This window comes from Microbacterium mitrae (assembly GCF_008017445.1).
GTDB lineage: Bacteria > Actinomycetota > Actinomycetes > Actinomycetales > Microbacteriaceae > Microbacterium > Microbacterium mitrae.
The window spans coordinates 1,378,690-1,398,281 of record NZ_VRSW01000001.1; the positions used below are offsets into that span (position 1 = coordinate 1,378,690).

Sequence of the window (19,592 nt, forward strand, 5' to 3'; positions counted from 1 at the left end):
CGTGGTTCCGCGGTTCCGGTGCCGTGGTTCTGGCGCCGGGGTTCCGTGTTTCCGGTGCCGGGGTTCCGTGCTTCCGCGTTCCCAAATGTCGGACCCGTGGCGCCCGAGGCACCCCACGGGGCGCCCCCTCCGGCGTGTCGCCATGCCCGCTCCGACATTTGGGAAGGCGCGGGGCGCAGAAAACGCGTCGCGGGCACGGAACCACGCGCCTGCGCGGAACGGAACCATGCGCCGGCGGGCCGCGGAGAACGCGTCGAGCTCGAAAACGCGTCTGTCGGCGGCGGGAAATGGCCGCTGGTCGTAGGCTCGGATCGTGCCTGATGCCGTGATTTTCGCGATCGGCGCGCTTGCGGGTGCGGCGATCGTTCTCGCCGTGCTCGGCGTTCGTCGCCTCGCTCACGGCGCGCGCGATCTTGGCAGTGACGCCGAGCGCGCCGCGTATCGCACGCTTCACCTCGCGGCGCGCGCCGCCCGCGATCTGCGCGGTGGCGCCTCGGCCGACCGCCATCGTGCCGCCCGCCACATGCGCACGATGCTCGGCGCGCAAGCGCTTGCGCTCGTCGGCACCGATGGTTCCGTCGCGATGGAACCATCGCACCCCGAGTTGGAGGCGGCTGCACGCAGCATCGCGGCCACCGTCGGTGACGCTCGCACCCGCCAGGTCTTTCCCAAACAGGAGGCTTCGCCGCACGGGTGGGAGGCTGTTGGCGCTCCGATCATCGTCGACACCGACGTGTGGGGCGTGGTGATCGCGTTTGCCAGTCCGCTGCGAGCGCCGCTCGTGCGCGCAACCGGCGAGGTGGCGCAGTGGGCGTCCTCCCAACTGCAGCTGGGCGAGCTTGATGCCTCGCGCACGGCGCTGGCCGAGGCAGAGTTGCGGGCGCTTCGCGCGCAGATTAGCCCGCACTTTATCTACAACGCGCTCACCGCGATTGCGTCATTCACCACGACAGATCCGGCCCGCGCTCGCGAGCTCGTTCTCACCTTCGCCGATTTCACGCGCTACTCGTTTCGTCGGCACGGTGAGTTCACGACGCTCGCCGAGGAGTTGCAGGCGATCCACTCGTATCTCGAGATTGAACGCGCCCGCTTTGGCGACCGCCTCGGCGTGCGCCTGCGCATTTCACCCGAAACGCTCACCACGGTGATCCCCTACCTCAGCCTGCAGCCCCTGGTAGAAAACGCAGTCAAACACGGTCTGGAACCCGGAATCGACGGCGGACTCGTCACGATCGCGAGCGTCGACGACGGCACGCACACCGAGATCACGGTCGAAGACAACGGTGTCGGCATGGCACCCGACCGCGCCCAAGCGTTGTTGGAGGCGAGCGCCACGAGCGATCATGTCGGCCTGCGCAACGTTGACCGCCGTTTGCGGCAGCTGTACGGCGATGAGGCGGGGCTGGTGATTGAAACCGATGAGGGCGCCGGAACCATGGTGCGAGTTCGGGTGCCGAAGTCGCAGCCGGATCACGAAGCGCCGTAACAACATCCCAGGTTCCACCCGCACCCCTGGTTCCACACGCACCCAGCAGCCCACCAACGCGCGCCCCGCAGCCTACCAACGCGTGACCCGCAGTAACCGTGCGGCGTAGAGTGTCGCCGTGACCGTACACCTCTCTGCCGAAGACGCGCGTCGTATTGCGTTGCGCGCGCAGCTCCTTGACGCGCAACGTCCCGGCGATGTGGTCGAGGTAGCCGAGCAACTCACCGCGATCAAGATCGATCCGACCAAGGTCATCGCGCCGGCAGAACACACGATTCTGTTTTCACGCATCGGCTGGTCGTACGAGCCAGCACAACTGCGCAAGGCCACCGAAATGGATCGCCTGCTGTTCGAATTCGACGGCGCCTTTCGACCGGTGTCGGTGTTGCCGATGATGAAGCCGCAGATGCGCATTGACAAGCTCCACGCCTCAACGCGTGCGTGGGTGGAGGCAAACGCCGCCTTTCATCGCGACATCATCGCGCGCCTCGCCGCGGAGGGGCCACTGCCCGCCGCCGGCATCCCGGATACCGCCGCGGTGGCGCATCGCTCGGAGTCTGGCTGGTACGGGCCTAACCAGGTGCCGCGCATGCTGGAGGTGTTGCAGCGGGCGGGCGAGGTTGCCGTCGTACGTCGCGAGGGCAGAACCAAGGTGTGGGATCTTGCCGAACGGGTCTACCCACAGCAAACCGAGCTCACCGAAGCGGATGCTGCGAGCGCGCTTGCCGAACGCCGGCTTCGAGCGCTTGGCATCGCGCGCGCCAAGTCGCGCTGGAGTGGTGTTGGCGTGGCCGGCGAAGAGGCGACCGTAGCGGGGAGCTCGTGGAAGTTTCGCGTTGACCCCGAAGCAGTGACTGCACTTGACACCGACCCCGGCGGGCGAGTGGCTATTCTCAATCCCTACGACGGCATGTTGTTTGACCGGCCGCGGCTACAGGAGCTGTTTGGCTTCAGCTACGTGTTGGAACAGTTCAAGCCCAAGGCGGAGCGCCGCTACGGCTACTTTGCCCACCCCATTCTGATCGGGGATCGCTTCGCCGGCCTGCTCGATGCCGAGCATCGCGCGGCCGACGGCACGCTGGTGGTCACGGCGGTTCATGAGCTCGACGCCTGGGAGCCGGAGGAGCACGACATGGTGCGGCACGAGATTTCTGAACTCGCCGACTGGTTGGGCGCCGAGGTGCGCGGGCTCGAATAGGTGAACCGGAACCACGAAGCGCGCGAGTGTGGGTTCCGAGTACCCTGAAGGGGTGCGCGAAGGCGCGCAAAAGACGAAACGAAGACATGACAGTCGACATTCTGATCGCCGATGATGAGGCACCAGCGCTGGACGAGCTCACCGCGCTGTTGCGCGCGGACGCGCGTATCGGTGAGATTTATCGCGCTTCGTCAGGGGCCGATGCGCTGCGAATTCTGAGCGAGGTTTCGGTCGCCGTGGTGTTTCTCGACATTCACATGCCGGGGCTCGGCGGCTTGGATCTTGCCCGTGCCCTGCAGCAGTTTCAGCAGCGCCCCGCCGTGATCTTTGTCACCGCAGACGACTCACGGGCCGTTGACGCCTTCGACGTCGCCGCGGTTGATTACCTCCTCAAGCCCGTCCGCTTGGAACGCCTAGCGGTGGCGCTGGGCCGAGCGATCGACGCGAATCTTGCCGGCGCCCCCGCCGTCAGTGATGAGAAGATTCCCGTCACCGTTGGTTCCGAAACCCGCCTCATTCGCCGCACCGATGTGCGCTGGGTGCACGCGCAGGGCGACTACTCGCGACTGTGGACTTCGAGTGGCGGCCACCTCATTCGCACCCCCATCTCGGAGCTGGAGGAGCGGTGGTATTCGGCCGGTTTCGTGCGTATTCACCGCTCGTATCTGGTGCATCGTGACGCGGTGATGAGCGTTCACCTCTCCGGAAACGCCCCCACCGTTACGCTCGCCGAAATTGAGCTGCCGGTGTCTCGCCGCCTCACCGCGACGGTGCGCGAGCGCCTGCTTCGGGCCTGAAATGTCAGCTAAATCTCGCGTGCGAGTGACGGCGTCGCCCGCGACCGTCACCGCCCCGATTCGCCGCCCGCTCAGTTCGGAGCCACTGTACGCGCGCGGGTTGGTGCGCGCGCAATTGCGGTTGGCGCTGGTGTGTTTGGGCGGGTTTCTGCTGACGGCCGGCGCACTGACCCTGGTGCTGTTTGCGGTGCCATCCCTCAACGACATTGTGATTGCGCACGTGCCGCTGCCGTGGCTGCTGCATGCCTACGGCTACTACCCGATCATCGTGTTGTTCGCCATCATCTATGCGCGCAGCGCCACCCGAAACGAGAATCGCTACCGCGCGCTCCGCGAGGGTGACGAGTGAACACGCCACTGGTGTTGGGTGCCGTTGCCGGCCTCGTATTGGCAACCATTGTTCTCGGCGCGTACGGTCTGCGCATCTCCCGCACCACGAGCGACTTCTACGTCGCCTCCCGGTCGGTGCGGCCGGTGTGGAACGCCTCCGCGATCAGCGGCGAATACCTCTCCGCTGGCACCTTTCTGGGTCTTGCCGGACTCGTGCTGCTCTCTGGTTCCGAGGGCTTCTGGTTTCCGATCGGGTACGCCGCCGGCTACCTGTTGGTGCTGCTGTTTGTGGGCGCACCGCTACGACGGAGCGGCGCCTACACGATTCCCGATTTCATTCAGGCCCGCACCCAGTCTCGAACGGCACGGCGCGTAACTTCGGCGGTCGTGCTCATCATCGGCTGGCTGTACATCGTGCCGCAATTGCACGGCGCGGCGATCACGCTGCAGGTGGTCGCGGGGTTGCCGCTATGGGTCGGCGCGGTGCTCGTTGCCGTGGTGGTGGGCGGCGTGGTCGCGGCCGGCGGCATGCGTGCCGTGACCGCGGTTCAGGCATTTCAGTACTGGCTTAAACTCACCGCCCTCGCCGTTCCGGTGGTGTTCTTGTTTGTCGCGCTGAGCGACCATGTGCAAACCATCGACCCGCACCTCATCTTTCCCGCTGAACGTGGCCCCGGCGGCGCCGACCTCTACGCCACAACCTCGCTGATGTTGGCGTTGCTGCTGGGAACCATCGGACTGCCGCACGTGCTGGTGCGGTTTTACACCAGCCCCGATGGGCTGTCGGCTCGGCGTGCGACGGTCATTGTGATCGTGCTGGTCGGCGTGTTTTATGCGGTGTCCTCCACCATGGGGTTGATTGCCCGAATTGCCGCACCAGACCTTGCCCAACCCGGCCTTGCCGACACCGTGGTGCTGGAACTTCCCTCGCGCGTCATCGGCGGCGTGTGGGGCGACCTACTCACCGCCCTCATCGTCGCCGGCGCGTTCGCCGCGTTTCTTGCCACCTCCTCGGGATTGGTGGTATCACTCGCCGGAGTGGTGAGCCAAGACCTGTTCACCGGATCGGTGCGCTCGTTCCGTCTCTCCGCCGTCATCTGCGCCCTGGTTCCGCTCGCCTTCTCTTTTCTCACCGTGCCCTCCGGGCTCGTCTCCAGCGTCGGACAGGTCTTTGTCTTCGCCGCATCGAGCCTCACCCCCGTCATGGTGTTGGGCGTGTGGTGGCCGCGCATGACGGCACGCGGCGCGACGGTGGGCATGATTGTCGGGGCGATTGCGTGTGCCGTGGCGATGATCGGAACCGCGGTGGGCTTTGAGAGCGCGTGGCTGGCGGCAGTGTTGGCCCAGCCGGCGGCGTGGACGATTCCGCTGACGACCGCGACCGTGATTGTGGTTTCGCTCCTTGACAAGCGGGGCGCCCCCGCCGGTACTCCACAGTTCTTGGCGCGATTGCACCTTCCGGAAAGTCCTGCTCGGTAGACTCGAGCAGGTGGCAACTTCCGGATCCTTCTCCTCCCCTCGCGGCGCGGCCGACCCCTACGCAGACGTGCCGTTTGATCCGTCTGATGAGCCCGGATACGACCCGTATGACGACGTGCCGTTCGACCCGTACGCCGAGCCGCCCGGCGAACTCGACTTTGCTGGCGGCTACCCGCCGCCGCGCGCCGACTACGCCGCCCCACCCGCCGCACCTCAGGCGCGAGGTGTGCGCCCTTCGCAATACGCGACGCCGCTGGAGGCGTTGCGCGCGGTCTACGGCTACGACGCATTTCGCGGCGATCAGGCGGCAGCGATCGACCAGGTCGTCGCTGGCGGCGATGCCATCGTGCTCATGCCGACCGGCGGCGGCAAGTCGGTGTGCTACCAGGTTCCGGCGCTCGTCAGAGAGGGCACCGGACTCGTCGTCTCGCCTCTCATCGCGCTGATGCATGACCAGGTCGACGCGCTCCTCGCCAACGGTGTCAAGGCCGCGTACCTCAACTCCACGCAGTCAGCCGCGCAGCGCGCCGCCACCGAACGCGCATACCTCGCGGGCGAACTCGACCTTCTCTACGTTGCGCCGGAGCGCCTTTCCAATCCCGCGACCCGCGCCCTCATCGCACAAGGAACGCTGAGCGTTATCGCGATCGATGAGGCACACTGTGTCTCGCAGTGGGGCCACGACTTCCGCCCCGACTACCTCGCCCTGGGCGATCTGGGCGAAACGTTCCCCGGGGTTCCGCGCATGGCATTGACCGCCACCGCCACCCGGGCGACGCACGCCGAAATCACCGAGCGGCTGCACCTGGCGGCGGCCGCCCACTTCGTCTGCAGCTTTGACCGCCCCAACATTCAGTACCGGATCGCCGCCAAAACCGACGCGCGCAAGCAGCTGGTGTCGTTTATTCGCTCACAGCCGGAGGGCGTCGTCGGCATCGTCTACGCGCTGAGCCGCAAACAGGTGGAACAAACGGCCGAGCATTTGCGTGCGCAGGGAATCGACGCGCTCGCGTATCACGCCGGGTTGCCCGCCGACGTGCGTGCGCGCCACCAGTCGCGATTCTTGCGCGAAGACGGCGTGGTGATGGTGGCAACCATCGCGTTTGGCATGGGCATCGACAAGCCCGACGTGCGCTTTGTTGCCCACATTGACCTGCCGAAATCTGTGGAGGGCTACTACCAGGAGACGGGGCGCGCGGGCCGCGACGGTGAGCCCGCGATCGCGTGGATGGCCTACGGGCTGGGAGATGTGGTGCAGCAGCGCCGCCTGATTGATCAGGGCGACGGCGACCGTGCCCACAAGCAGCGCCAACAGCAGCACCTCGACGCCATGCTTGCGCTGTGCGAAACCGTGCAGTGCCGCAGGCAGAACCTGCTCGGCTATTTTGGCGAGGAGTCCGCGCCCTGCGGCAACTGTGACACGTGCCTGGAGCAGCCGGAGACGTTTGACGGAACCATTGCCGCGCAAAAACTGCTGTCGACGATTGTGAGGCTGAAGCGAGAGCGCAATCAGTCGTTCGGTGCTGGCCACCTGATCGACATTTTGCGTGGCGCTTCGACCGAGCGCATTCGCGGGCAGCGTCACACCGAGCTCTCCACCTACGGGCTGGGCGCCGATCTCACCGACGCCGATTGGCGAAGCGTCGTGCGCCAGCTCCTCGCCCAAGATCTCATTGCGTCGCAGGGGGAGTACGGAACTCTCGGCATTACCGAGGCGAGCGGCGCGGTGTTGCGCGGTGAACGCACCGTGCTGCTGCGCAAGGATGTTTTGGGCCGCACCTCTGGTTCCGGCGTTCGCAAGGCCCGCGCGAGCGAAAGTGTCGCCGACGGCGACCGCGACCTCTTCGAGGCGCTGCGTGCTTGGCGCGCCGAGCAGGCGCGCGAGCAGGGGGTGCCCGCGTACATCGTGTTTGGCGACGCCACGCTGCGCGCGCTGGCTGATGTTCGCCCCTCGACCATGGCGGCGTTGGATGCGATCACCGGCATCGGCGCGAAGAAGAAAGAGTCGTACGGCGAGGGCGTGCTGGCCGTCATCGCCGCCACCGCCTGACACCCACGGGCGGGTTTGCCCCGCAGCCCGGCCCGTTGAGCGAGCGCGGCGAGACGAAACGTGCCGCCCTGACCGTTCCGTGGCCTGCGCGCCTAAGCGGTGTGGGGCGGGCACAACCGAGGCACGCCCGGGCGCCCCGACTCGTTGTGGATGACCTCTAAACGGTTGGATGCTTCATTGTGGCTCATCTACGGTCGTACTCATCCCCGTGTAATGCCTAGGAGAGTCATGACGAATTCTGAAGTCACCACGGCCACCGGTGCCGCGCACCCCGGCGACGAGCCGCGCATTGATGTGCCCGCGGTTACCGACATCCTGATGGGAACGTGGGCGGCAGAGCGTCGCACCGCGCGTGCCCTCATGAAAGACCCGGCGTTCTGGCGCGTTGACGGCCTCGGCATGGATGAGCACCGCGAGCGCGTATTGAGCCAGCTGCACCTGCTGGTAGAAAACAACGCCATCGCGCGCGCCTACCCCGTCGCGTTTGGCGGCGAAGACAACCACGGCGGCAGCATCGCCGCCTTCGAAGAGTTGCTCACGGGCGACCCCAGCATGCAGATCAAGGCTGGCGTGCAGTGGGGCCTGTTTGGCTCGGCGATTTTGCACCTCGGCACCGAAGAGCACCACAACAAGTGGTTGCCCGGCGTACTTGACCTGTCGATTCCTGGCGCGTTCGCGATGACCGAAATCGGTCACGGCTCTGACGTTGCGGCGGTTGGAACCACGGCGACGTATGACCCGGAGACCGAAGAGTTTGTCATTCACACGCCGTTCCGCGGCGCTTGGAAGGATTATCTCGGCAACGCCGCCCTGCACGGTATCGCCGCGACCGTGTTCGCCCAGCTCATCACGAACGGCGTAAACCACGGCGTGCACTGCTTCTACGTGCCGATCCGCGATGAGAACGGCAACTTCCTTGAGGGCGTCGGCGGTGAAGATGATGGCCTCAAGGGTGGCCTGAACGGCATCGACAACGGGCGCTTGCACTTCACGAACGTGCGTGTTCCGCGCACCAACCTACTCAACAAATACGGCGATGTCGCCGCCGATGGTTCTTACACCTCCCCCATTGCCAGCCCCGGGCGCCGCTTCTTCACGATGCTCGGCGCGCTCGTGCAGGGCCGAGTGTCGCTCGACGGCGCATCGTCGTGGGCCGCGGCCATGGCTCTCAACATCGCGATTGTCTACGGCACACAGCGCCGTCAGTTTGACCAGGGCGCCGGAACCGATGAGGTCGTGCTGATGGACTACGGCAAGCACCAGCACCGTCTGCTGACGCGCCTGGCGACGACGTACGCGTCGATCATCGCGCACGACGAGATTCTGGTGAAGTTTGACGCCGTGTTCAGCGGCAAGGCTGGCAGCGACGACGATCGTGAAGATCTGGAAACGCTGGCCGCCGCGCTTAAGCCGCTGTCGACCTGGCATGGCCTCGACACGCTGCAAGAGGCGCGCGAAGCGTGCGGTGGTTCGGGCTTCATGTTCGCGAACCGCTTCGTTGGCCTCCGCCAAGACCTCGACGTGTACGCCACGTTCGAGGGCGACAACAACATTCTGTTGCAGCTCGTTGGCAAGCGCCTGCTGAAGGACTACGCCAACCAGTTCAAGGGTAAGGATGCCGCGCAGCTTGCAGCGTTCGCCGTTGGTCAGGCGGCGGATCGCGTGTTTCACGGCGCGGGCCTGCGTGCGCTCGGTCAGACGGTCGCCGACCTCGGCTCCACCGCCCGTTCGGTTGAGAATGGCCTGCGCGCCGACCAGCAGCACGACCTGCTGAGCGATCGAGTGCAGAGCATGGTGGCCGACGTGGCTATGCGTCTGCGCCCGGCCAGCAAGATGGCCCCCGCCGATGCTGCCGCGCTGTTCAACGAGGTTCAGGTCGATCTCATTGACGCGGCGCGCGCCCACGGCGAGCTGTTGCAGTGGGAGGCGTTCACCGACGCCGTGCTGCGGGTGACGGACGACGGAACCAAAGAGGTGCTGACGTGGCTACGCGACCTGTTTGGCCTGGGACTGATTGAAAAGCACCTCTCGTGGTACCTCATCAACGGCCGCCTCTCTGCGCAGCGCGCTGGTTCCGTTTCTCGCTACATTCAGCGACTGCTGGTGCGCTTGCGTCCGCACGCCCTCGACCTCGTCGACGCGTTCGGTTATGAGCAAGACCACCTGCGGGCACCGATCTCCAGCGGAATTGAAGCCGAGCGCCAGCAGGAGGCTCGCGCCTACTACGACGCGCTGCGCGCCTCGGGTGAGATGCCGATCGACGAAAAGGCGCTGAAGAACGCCAATTAGCTTTCGACGCGTTGTTCGGGCCCGTTGCCGCCAATTGTGCGGTGACGGGCCCGAAGCCGTTGTTGGCGTGGCACGATGGGGTCACACCTGTACGAGGAGGCACCATGACGGACGAATTCACCACCACGAACGAAGGCGAACCGGTGACGGTTCGTCGCAATGACGCGGCCGGTCGCTACGAGATTCTCGTTGGCGATGAGGTTGCCGGCTACACGGAGTTCAAAGAACGCGATGGCGTCTTTATCTTCCCGCACACCGAAATTGACCCGGCCTTTGGTGGCCGAGGGCTCGGCTCCACCCTCGTGGCCGACGCAATGGCCGATGCGGCCGCGCGTGGCGAGACCGTGGTTCCGGTGTGCCCGTTCGTCGCAAAGTACCTGCGCACGCACGACGTTCCCGGCCTGACCGTTTGTTGACCTCGCGGGCAAGAATGACTCGCCTCGACGCGGAGGTTCAGCCCAGCGAGCCAGCCGAGAAGTGCGCCGGGCCACGCGTCGAACTCTACGACGCTCGCGAGGTTCCACTCGGCGGCATCCGCGGCATGAGCGTGCATCGCGCGCTGCCGCAGCGGCCGTTGCCGACCGTCGGCGCCTGGTGCTTTCTGGATCGCTTCGGCCCACAGCGCACCATGATGCGCGTGGAACCGCACCCGCACATTGGATTGCAGACCGTGACCTGGCCATACGCCGGGGAGATTCGTCATCGCGACAGCATCGGCAACGACGTCAACATCACGCGCGGCGCGCTCAATCTGATGACGGCCGGGGTGGGGATTTCGCACTCGGAATACTCCATCACCGACGCCCCGATCGACCTTGACGCCCTGCAGTTTTGGATAGCGCTGCCAGACAGCAGGCGGTGGGGCGACCCCGCCTTTGAGCAGATCATCGACCTGCCAACGGCCCCGCTGAAGGCACACAACAATGCGACGGGCGCAGATACGACCGTCGCGGCGACCGTGGTGCTGGGTGAACTCGCTGGCGTGAAATCCCCCGCCACCGTCTACACACCCCTCGTCGGCGCGGAGATCACCATTCCCGCCGGACACAGCGTCGAGGTTCCGCTTCTTGCCGACTGGGAGCATGCGGTGCTCGTGGTTGAAGGGGCGGCGACCGTGGCAGCGAACCCCGAAACGGATCTTGCTCCGGAACAATTGCTGTACCTGGGCATTCATCGCACCAGCGTGATGATCACCGCGGAGCACGAAACTGTGGTGTTTCTCATCGGTGGCGAGCCGTTTGAGGCAGACCTCGTGATGTGGTGGAACTTTGTCGGTCGCAGCCATGAAGAAATCGCGCAGGCGCAAGAAGACTGGGCGGCACGCAGTGCCCGATTCGGTCACGTTGTCGGCCATGGCGACGAGTGGATTCCCGCGCCGCCGCTGCCGAATGTGCGCCTGACGCCACGTAAGCGCGTGTACCGCGATCTGACCTAACAGCTTGCGCTTGCGCTTGGGCGTTACGCTCGACCCGCATAAACAAGCATCCCCCGGCTGGAAGGTTCCAGCCGGGGGATGCTTTGTTATGGATTACTCAGCGTGTGCGCGGCGCTTGCGTCCGATGACGAACGCTGCACCACCCAGGGCCACGATCAGGAATCCGACGAGCAACGGAAGCGTTGCGTCGGGGGCACCCGTGACCGGGAGTCCGCCTGCACCCGGCGTCGTCGGAGCCGTGGTCGGCGCGACAGTCGGGTTGGTCGGGTCGGTCGGGTCAACCGTCGGCGTCGGGCTCGTCGTCGGAGCCGCCGTGATGACGATTCCGTTCGAGTCTGCCGTTCCCGCGTTGGGGTTGCCCTCAGCGCTGGCGTAAACGCGAACCGAGATGGTTGCGCCCACGTCTGCTGCGGTCGGCGTGTACGTGCTGCTGTCTGTTGCATCAGGCGGAACCACGGCGTTGACACCGGCGGGGGCGTCGGCAACGGCGATGGCTTCGCCGTTCTTCAGCCACTCGTACTTGAAGGTCAGACCATCCTGGTCCCACTCGCCCGGCGTGACCGTGAGGGTCTCGCCCGCAACACCCGAGCCGGAGAGCACGGGAGCGGCGGTGTTTGCCGGAGCCGCGGCACCAGCGTCAACCGTCACGATTGTGCTGACAGCGGAGTCGCCGTACTGTACGTAACCGAGGTAACGCTGGTCGTTCTCCAGGCCAGCCCAGCTCAGCGATACCGGCGTCGAGACACCCTTGGTTGCGGCAACCGGGTTCGGCGTCGCGGTCAGGGCGCCGTCGGCAGCACCGTCAACAACAGCGGTGGTGAGGTCCCACGTCATCGGTCCGGAAACCGAGTACATGTCGACGAGGATGAAGTACGTGCCCGCGGCGGGCGCGTGGATGGTGACCTGCTCGTCAGCCGAGCCCGTCTGAGCGTCATACTTCTTGTCGTAAGAGGTTGGGCTCACCAGGTGGTAGACCGTGAGGTCAAGGTCGCTACCAGCGTCGTCCGAGGAGTCGAGATCAATGCGGGCGAGCTCTGCGCCCTCCTGAACCTCGAGGATGAAGCCGATCTCGCCATCCGCGTCACCGGAGTCCTGGTTACCCGAGTGACCGGGAACCGGGTTGTCCGTGTCTTCGTGCAGAACGTACGGGGTCAGGCCCGACAGGTTCAGCGGAAGTTCACCGTCGTAACCAGGAGTGATCGAGTAGTCGATAACACCCTCAACGCCCTCGCCGTAAAGCTCGAGGGGCGCGTCAGCGGCGGTCGGGAAGACAGCGATCGGCGAACGAACGTCGATGGTGTCGCTGCTCCACGTGAGGAAGCCCGTTGCCCACTGCTCGGTGGGTGCCGTTGCGTTCTCGAACGAAACCGTGAACGTTGCCGACTCACCCGCTGCGAGCGTGATGCTCGACGGTTCAACGACCGTGGTCACACCGGGTACGTCGATCGTTGCCTCGTACGTTCCAGCCGTCTGAGCCGTAACGGTACGCGTCACGGTCTGCGGTCCGGCAAGGCTTCCGATCGAGATCGAAGCCAGGTTGAGGTCGCTACCGTCGATCGGCTCAACGCCGTCGAACTCGTACAGACCCTTGCCCTCAAGGTACGCAGCCCAGTCAGCAGGGCCGTTCAGATACAGCAGACCCGCGTTGAAGTAGAGCTTTGCGTCAACCTGACCTGCACCCTGTGCAAACGGGTCGGGGTTGGATGCATCTTCGCTGTCGACGGTGTCGTACGCCGTCGTCATGAGAGCCGACTTGATCTCACCCGGCGTTGCCTGCGGGCGCTCGCCGAGGTACAGCGCGGCAAGACCGGCAATGTGCGGTGCTGCCATCGAGGTACCCGACATCAGGCCCCACTGCGGTGCTGCGTCTTCAACGTTGTTGACAGCGGCAAGGATGTTGACACCGGGTGCGGCAATGTCTGGCTTCAGAATGTCGCTACCATCAGCCATCATCGGGCCACGGCTCGAGAAGCCCGCGATCTGCGGAACCGGAGTCACGAAGTCGGTGATGTTCTGCGGCAGCAGCGTGATCTCCGGAGTCTCGGTGATCGTTGCCAGCAGGTCGGCGCGGTACGTGTCAGCGATGTGCACGGTAGGTACGGAGTGCATGTCAGTGTCGAGCGAGCCCGGACCAACATTGACCAGCACCATACCGATGCCACCGGCCGCCTGAACGTTCGCGCTCTTGTCAACGCGCGCGTTGCTTCCGCGGTCACAGACCACGATCTTGCCCGCTACCAGCGAGGCGTCAAGCGTGTTCGGCAAGCAGAGTGCCGCGTTGGCTGCCGTGGCACCCGATGCTGCGACATCGCCAGCGTAGATTGCGTCGCCCGTAACCTCGCCGCCCTGCGGAACCGAAACGGTAGCGCCGGGAGCTTCGAAGCCCTCGCCAACAACGGTTCCCTCGTAGGTCGGGATGGTCGATGCTGCCACCGTGGTGTACCACGGCGATGCGTGGTCAGCGGTGACGTAGTCGGGGCCCGAGTTACCAGCCGAAGCCGAAACGAAGATACCAGCGGTTGCTGCGTTGAAGAATGCCTGGTCAAGCGCATCCCACACCGTCGTTGCGGCGCCGCCACCGATGGAGAAGTTGATGACGTCAACGCCATCCTTCGTTGCCCTGTCGATTGCGGCGAGAAGGTCAGAGCCGGCACAGATGTCGTCGGTGGTGACAGCCGGGTCCTGACCCTCGTAGCAGGTCTTGTAAGAGGCGATCTTGGCTGCCGGAGCAACACCAGAGATCGGGCCGAAGTCGAGGCCGCTCACCGTCGTCTCGACGTTGTAGTTACCAGCCGCGGTGCTTGCCGTGTGGGAGCCGTGACCGGCGCCGTCACGCGGCGACAGGATGTCCCACTGGAAGTCAAAGCCAGAAGCGGCAGCGCCCGCGCTGAAGTAGTGCGCAGCGATGAGCTTCGTAGAGTAGTCGTTTAGGTTCCACTGGTCACCGGTGACGCGGTCAGAGCGGAACTGGCCACCGTCAGCCTTGTTGAACACGACCGTGTTGCCCTCAAGGTACGGGGTAGCACCGGACGTCGTGCCCAGTGGCTCACCGGCGAAGGAGGGGTTCTCCGGCGCGATACCGGTGTCAATGACACCCACAACGACGCCTTCCCCAGCGCCCTCTGGGCCTCCCGCGTACGTCTCCCAGACACCGTTATCGCCCTCAAGACCGAGGAATTCGGTCGACGGCACAGCCGTGGGGTGCAGAATCTCATCCGGAACGACAGCAGACACACCATTCGTGGCCGCAAGCTGCTTTGCCTGCGATGCCGTGAGGTTCGCCGTGAAGGCGTTCAACGTGATGGTGAGATTCGCGTCAGGGGTGGCGCCAACTTCTGCGGCGACTTCGTCCTGAAGGTTCTCAAGGTGTGACGAGTACTCAACGACAGCGTCGGTCGTCGCGTCAAGCTTGTCGCCCTCGGCCGGCTTGGTTGCCGTGAGGCCTGCTTCGCCACCTTCGTAGGTGGCGGCAGGTGCGTCGTCAAGAAGAACGATGTAACGACCATCTTCGAGATTCTGCGGCGTCGGGATACTCACCTCCGTCGGCTCCGCCGCGAAGCTGGTTGTTGCTGCGGATGTACAGGCTATGAGAGCCGCGAATGTGACGACAGCCCCCGCCTTAAGGCCGAAACGACCTTCCATAGACATTCTCCTTCGAAGCACAACAGATCAAGCCGAAAAGCCAGTCCGCCGACCAACCTAGCTTTTTATCAGCTAATTCATAAGGGGTGATGAGAGATATCTCATGAATCTATTGATCGGTAGACTGGCAAAGTGACCACCCGATCCCCGCTCTCAACACGCATTTTGCTGATCTGCGCTGCCATTGCCGTTGGCACTGGAATTATTTCGGCATTTGCGGGATACCTGACAATTCCGGTAGTTGCGAGTATGCCGATTCTGTATGGCTTGGTGCTGAGCATGCACCTGCTTCCGGGCATTGTCGCGCAAGAAATGCTGCGAGCGCCGTGGGTGGCACTCATCACCCATTTGCTGGCCGCGCTCGTCGCCCTCCCCCTCAGCCCGCAATGGTTCCTGAGCTATCTCGGTGCCGTGGTGATCATGGGCGGCGTTCAAGAGGGCTGGACCGCGATCGGCCGCTACCGCAAATGGACCACAAAATACATGCTGACCGGCGGCGCCATTCTTGGCCTGCTGCTGGGACTTACCGCCGGCCTCGGCATCGGCATCAACAAGTTTGGCGTGCCGCTCGCCCTCCTGTCGGTGGGCGTCTATGTCGCTGGCGCGATGCTGTGGACGTATGTCGGCATCCTCATCGGCCGTTCCATGCGCAAGGCGGGGTTGGCTCGCACCCTGAGCTAGACGCGACGAGGTGCCGCGCGCTTCTCGAGGCACTCGGCATACCTATTTATTTAGGCGGGCTGTGGTGGCGGCTCACATGTGGGGCGACTAGCGTGTAAGGGTCCCCTTCCTTTTCTTCCCGAGATGCCTGTGCCCGACGATTCCGCGATACCTGCGCCCCTGATGCGCGTGCGAAACTTGTCGATCACGCACACCGGAAATCCGGCGCCCGCGCCGAACGACGTGAGCTTCGACATCTTCCGCGGCGACGTTTTGCTGATCCTGGGGCCCAGTGGCGCCGGCAAGTCAACGCTGACCCTTGCCCTCAACGGGCTGATTCCGCATGACATCCCGGCAAAAATCTCGGGCACCGTCGAAATCGACGGCCTGACCGCGCCGACGGCGGGACCCGCGCAACTTTCGCCCCACGTTGCAATGGTTTTTCAGGATCCTGACGCGCAGCTGGTCACCGGATCGGTGTACGACGAGGTCGCCTTTGGGCTGGAAAACCTGCTGCTGGCCGTGCCGGAAATTCACACCCGCGTTGAGAGCGCCTTGCGCAAGGTGGGGCTGTGGGATCGGCGCCGCGCGAACCCCGACGAGCTTTCAGGCGGCGGACGCCAGCGCCTCGCCATCGCCTGTGCGCTGGCCATGGGGTCAAAGGTTCTCGTGCTGGACGAGCCCACCGCCAACCTTGATCCGCAGGGCATCGACGAGGTTTACGCCGCTCTCGCCGAGCTGGTCGCCGACGGCGAGCAGGCGATTGTGCTCGTCGAACACAACCTCGACGCCGCGATGGGCTTTGTCAATCGGGTGCTCGTGCTCGACGCCGATGGCCGCGTCGCGCACGACGGAACCACGGAGCAGGTGCTGCGCCGAAGGGCGCATGAACTTAATGAGTTGGGGGTGTGGCTGCCGGAGGCGACACTGGCCGCTCTCGCGTTGCGATCGCACGGCATTGACGTTGACCCGCTGCCACTCACGGCCGCCGAATTCGCATCAGCCCTCCCGGCGCGCGTCGGGGGTGCCCTCAACACGAGCATCCCTGGTTCCACTGCCCCGCTCGTCGCGAGCATCAGCCACCTCACGTTTGAGCGCGGCGGGCGCGACGTACTCTCGGACGTTTCGCTCGACGTCGTCGAAGGGTCATTCACAGCGATTGTCGGCGCGAATGGCGCAGGCAAGACCACGCTGCTGCAGCTGATGTGCGGCGTGATGCGCCCGCCGAAGCATGTCGTATCGATCGCGGGTATCGACCCGGCGAAGGCTCGCGCGCGTCTGATCGCCGACCGCATCGGTTTTGTGTTTCAAAACCCCGAGCACCAGTTCATGACCTCGACGGTGTTTGACGAGCTCGCGTATGAACTTCGTGCCCGCAAGCGCCCCGAGGCCGAGGTTCGCGAGCGCACCAACGCCATGCTCGAGCGGTTCGGCCTTGCCGACAAGGCCGAAATGCACCCGTTCTTGCTCTCTGGCGGGCAAAAGCGCCGCCTGTCGGTGGGAACCGCCCTGCTCTCCGGGGCCCGAATTCTCGCGCTTGATGAGCCCACCTTCGGTCAGGATCGCGCGCGGGCGCACGAGCTGCTTGATCTGCTGCGCGAACTGCAAGACGACGGAACCACGATTGTCGTCGTCACGCACGACATGCAGCTGGTCGCCGACTATTCGACGCACACCATTGCGCTGTCCGGTGGCCGGGTGTTGGCGAGCGGAACCACGCGAGAGGTGTGGGCGAATCCGCAGGCCCTGGTGGCTGGCGGGTTGCGCGTGCCTCCCGTGCAGCGCGCCATGCAGTCGCGCGCCGACTACGCCGATGTGTGGCGCATTTCTGACCTCGTGGGTTCCGGAGCGAGCGCATGACGGCTCCTGCCCCGACCGCCTACTCGACGGGCTCTCTCGACGCATTTCAGACCTCGCGCCCCGCTCCTCGATGGCGCTATCTGCACCACATCAATCCACTCGCCAAGCTCGCCGCGCCCGTGGTTCCGGCGCTGGCCCTGCTGTTTGTGCGCGACCTTGACACCCCGCTCGCCTTCTTGGTGCTGTCATATCTCGTGCTGCTTACCGGAGCCCGCATGACGCGCGCCCTCGCGCTCACGCTATTCGTGGCATTTCCGCTCGCGGTCCTGGTGACCGGCGCCGGGCTGACGCTGTGGATGGACGCCACGGCCGTGGGCGGCTCCACGGTGTTCTCGCTGGGCTCGATTGTGGTGACAACCGGTGCGATTGAGCAGGGATTCGCCGCCGCACTGCGATTGGCGGCCATCATCGCGGTCTCCCTCATCGCCGGCGTCACGACCGCAGGGCCGGATCTGGTGCGCACTGCGGTGCAGTACCTCAAGCTGCCGTATCGCATCGGCTACACGGCGCTTGCCGCATACCGTTTCGTGCCGCGATTCAAGCACGAACTGTCGATCATTCGCTCCGCGCATCGGGTGCGCGGCCGCCACGGCGGACGGGGGCCCTTCGTTGCTCTCGCCCGCGGGTGGGGCTACATCTTGCCCCTCATGGCGGGCGCGATTCGGCACGCGGAACGGGTGGCGCTGGCCATGGACTCGCGCGCCTTCGGAGCGCATGCGACGCGTACCGAGCGCCACGAGGTTCCGTTGCGTGCTCGCGACTTCTGGTTTGTCGGCATCTCGCTTGCCGTCACCGTCGCGATCTTCGCGCTCTGCTACCCGTGGTCTTGACGCTCGGGCGCGCGTGGTTCTGGCGCTCCGGCGCGCATGGTTCTGGCGCTCTGCGGCGCGTGGTTCTGAACGGCACCTGACAGTCGTTGCGCGACCCTACAAACGGTGGCACTGAGTTTCACAGAGTTTGACACGGGATTCCACATAGCCCTGTCTTTCGACCTCCGATCGCCGTAGAATTTCGGCATGCGGCGCTGACGCCGCTGCAGCTTTTCAGGAAGGATCTGGGATGGACCGCAAGATTTTCGATGAAGACCACGAGGCGTTCCGCGACGTCGTGAAGGAATTCGTCAAGCGCTTCGGAACCAATGAGGCACGCGAGCGCTGGGAGGCGAACGGCGAGGTCGACCGCGAGACCATGCTCGCCGCTGGCGAGTCTGGCATCATCGGCCTGTCGGTGCCGGAAGAGTTCGGCGGCGCCGGCATGCTGCAGGACTACCGGTTCCGCACCATCGTGAACGAAGAGACGATTCGCGCAGGCCTCGGCTCACTCGCCGGCGCCTTCGGCATTCAAGATGACCTGGCCGTGCCGTATCTCGCGCACTTCGGCACCGATGCACAGAAGCAGAAGTGGCTGCCAGGCATGGCGACGGGTGAAATCATTGGCGCACTTGCCATGACCGAACCCGGCGCTGGTAGCGACCTGCGTGGCATCAAGACGACGGCGAAGAAGGTTGACGGCGGCTACATCGTCAATGGCGCTAAGACGTTCATCTCCTCGGGCGCCACCGCCGACGTCGTCGTCACGTTTGTGAAGACGGGTGAGGGCAACCGCCCCGACGCGTTCTCGCTGATTCTCATCGAGAACGGCATGGAGGGCTTTGACCACGGCAAGAAGCTCAACAAGATGGGCTTTCACGGTCACGACACCGCGGAGCTCTCGTTCTCTGACGTGTTCGTTCCGGAAGAGAACCTGATCGGTGGCGCTGAGGGTCACGGCTTCGTGCAGCTGATGCGCAACCTGCCGCTGGAGCGCCTCTCGATCGGTGTCGCCGCCGCTGCTGCTGCCGAGGCCGGATTCCTCTGGACTTTGGAGTACACCAAGAGCCGTGAGGCCTTCGGCCAGCCCATCGTTGGCTTCCAGAACACCATGTTCCGCCTCGCCGACATGCAGATCACCGTTGAGTCGCTGTGGGCCTATGTTGACCGCGCTATCGAGCTCTACGGCGAGCAGAAGCTCACCGCAGAAGAGGCCGCCAAGGTGAAGATCTGGGCAACCGAGCGCGAGTGGGAAGTTCTCGACCAGGGCGTACAGCTACACGGTGGCTATGGCTACATCACCGAGTACAACATCGCCCGCGCCTTCCTTGACGCTCGTGTGCACCGCATCTACGGCGGAACCAACGAGATCATGCGCGAGATCGTTGGACGCCAGCTCGCAAAGAGCTAATTCGTTCCAAGACCGAAGCGGGTTCGGCCGATGGCCGGGCCCGCTTCGGCGTTTCTGGTTCCGGGCCTCCGTGGTTCCGCTCGCTACGCGGCACCCGGTGTTCCGGGGTTCCAGGGGTTCCGGGGTTCCAGGGGTTCCGGGGTTCC

Annotated in this window: 14 protein-coding genes; 13 read left to right on the top strand and 1 reads right to left on the bottom strand. The window is 64.9% G+C overall.

Annotated elements, in window-relative coordinates; all coding sequences use genetic code 11:
- The first annotated feature begins 313 nt into the window (after nt 1-313).
- The 9 genes from FVP60_RS06320 (at nt 314) to FVP60_RS06360 (ending at nt 11,064) form a co-directional block, all read left to right on the top strand.
- Entirely contained in the window at nt 314-1,486 is a 1,173-nt protein-coding gene (locus tag FVP60_RS06320; protein WP_147825360.1) for a sensor histidine kinase, read from the top strand.
- 118 nt (nt 1,487-1,604) lie between these two features.
- On the top strand, nt 1,605-2,684 hold the full coding sequence (locus FVP60_RS06325) for a DNA glycosylase AlkZ-like family protein (RefSeq protein WP_147825361.1): 1,080 nt from the start codon (nt 1,605-1,607) through the stop codon (nt 2,682-2,684).
- Between the two features lie 86 nt (nt 2,685-2,770).
- Nucleotides 2,771-3,481: a LytR/AlgR family response regulator transcription factor gene (locus tag FVP60_RS06330; RefSeq protein WP_147825362.1), complete on the top strand. Its 711-nt coding sequence runs from the start codon at nt 2,771-2,773 to the stop codon at nt 3,479-3,481.
- A gap of 1 nt (nt 3,482) precedes the next feature.
- On the top strand, nt 3,483-3,830 hold the full coding sequence (locus tag FVP60_RS06335; protein ID WP_147825363.1) for a heavy metal transporter: 348 nt from the start codon (nt 3,483-3,485) through the stop codon (nt 3,828-3,830).
- Complete coding sequence (locus tag FVP60_RS06340) at nt 3,827-5,290, top strand: sodium/solute symporter (protein ID WP_147825364.1); 1,464 nt, start codon at nt 3,827-3,829, stop codon at nt 5,288-5,290. The genes FVP60_RS06335 and FVP60_RS06340 overlap by 4 nt, the downstream gene beginning before the upstream one ends.
- A gap of 10 nt (nt 5,291-5,300) precedes the next feature.
- On the top strand, nt 5,301-7,340 hold the full coding sequence (recQ, locus tag FVP60_RS06345) for a DNA helicase RecQ (protein ID WP_222705892.1): 2,040 nt from the start codon (nt 5,301-5,303) through the stop codon (nt 7,338-7,340).
- A gap of 228 nt (nt 7,341-7,568) precedes the next feature.
- Nucleotides 7,569-9,629, top strand: a complete 2,061-nt coding sequence (locus FVP60_RS06350; RefSeq protein ID WP_147825365.1) for an acyl-CoA dehydrogenase family protein — start codon at nt 7,569-7,571, stop codon at nt 9,627-9,629.
- A 104-nt stretch (nt 9,630-9,733) separates the two neighbouring features.
- Nucleotides 9,734-10,045, top strand: a complete 312-nt coding sequence (locus FVP60_RS06355; RefSeq protein ID WP_147825366.1) for a GNAT family N-acetyltransferase — start codon at nt 9,734-9,736, stop codon at nt 10,043-10,045.
- A 14-nt stretch (nt 10,046-10,059) separates the two neighbouring features.
- On the top strand, nt 10,060-11,064 hold the full coding sequence (locus tag FVP60_RS06360) for a pirin family protein (RefSeq protein ID WP_147825367.1): 1,005 nt from the start codon (nt 10,060-10,062) through the stop codon (nt 11,062-11,064).
- Nucleotides 11,065-11,157: 93 nt separating this feature from the next.
- On the opposite strand, the gene FVP60_RS06365 is transcribed toward FVP60_RS06360, so the two are convergent.
- A complete protein-coding gene (locus FVP60_RS06365) occupies nt 11,158-14,706 on the bottom strand; it encodes a S8 family serine peptidase (RefSeq protein ID WP_187240581.1) in 3,549 nt (1,182 codons plus the stop codon).
- Between the two features lie 132 nt (nt 14,707-14,838).
- Here FVP60_RS06365 and FVP60_RS06370 point away from each other — a divergent pair, with 132 nt between their 5' ends.
- The 4 genes from FVP60_RS06370 (at nt 14,839) to FVP60_RS06385 (ending at nt 19,446) form a co-directional block, all read left to right on the top strand.
- Nucleotides 14,839-15,387, top strand: a complete 549-nt coding sequence (locus tag FVP60_RS06370) for an ECF transporter S component (protein WP_147825369.1) — start codon at nt 14,839-14,841, stop codon at nt 15,385-15,387.
- 168 nt (nt 15,388-15,555) lie between these two features.
- Entirely contained in the window at nt 15,556-17,226 is a 1,671-nt protein-coding gene (locus FVP60_RS06375) for an ABC transporter ATP-binding protein (protein ID WP_342779443.1), read from the top strand.
- Complete coding sequence (locus tag FVP60_RS06380) at nt 17,223-18,056, top strand: energy-coupling factor transporter transmembrane component T family protein (protein WP_147825371.1); 834 nt, start codon at nt 17,223-17,225, stop codon at nt 18,054-18,056. The genes FVP60_RS06375 and FVP60_RS06380 overlap by 4 nt, the downstream gene beginning before the upstream one ends.
- 229 nt (nt 18,057-18,285) lie before the next feature.
- Nucleotides 18,286-19,446 (top strand): acyl-CoA dehydrogenase family protein, encoded by a 1,161-nt coding sequence (locus tag FVP60_RS06385; protein WP_147825372.1) that lies wholly within the window; start codon nt 18,286-18,288, stop codon nt 19,444-19,446.
- Nucleotides 19,447-19,592 lie beyond the last annotated feature (146 nt).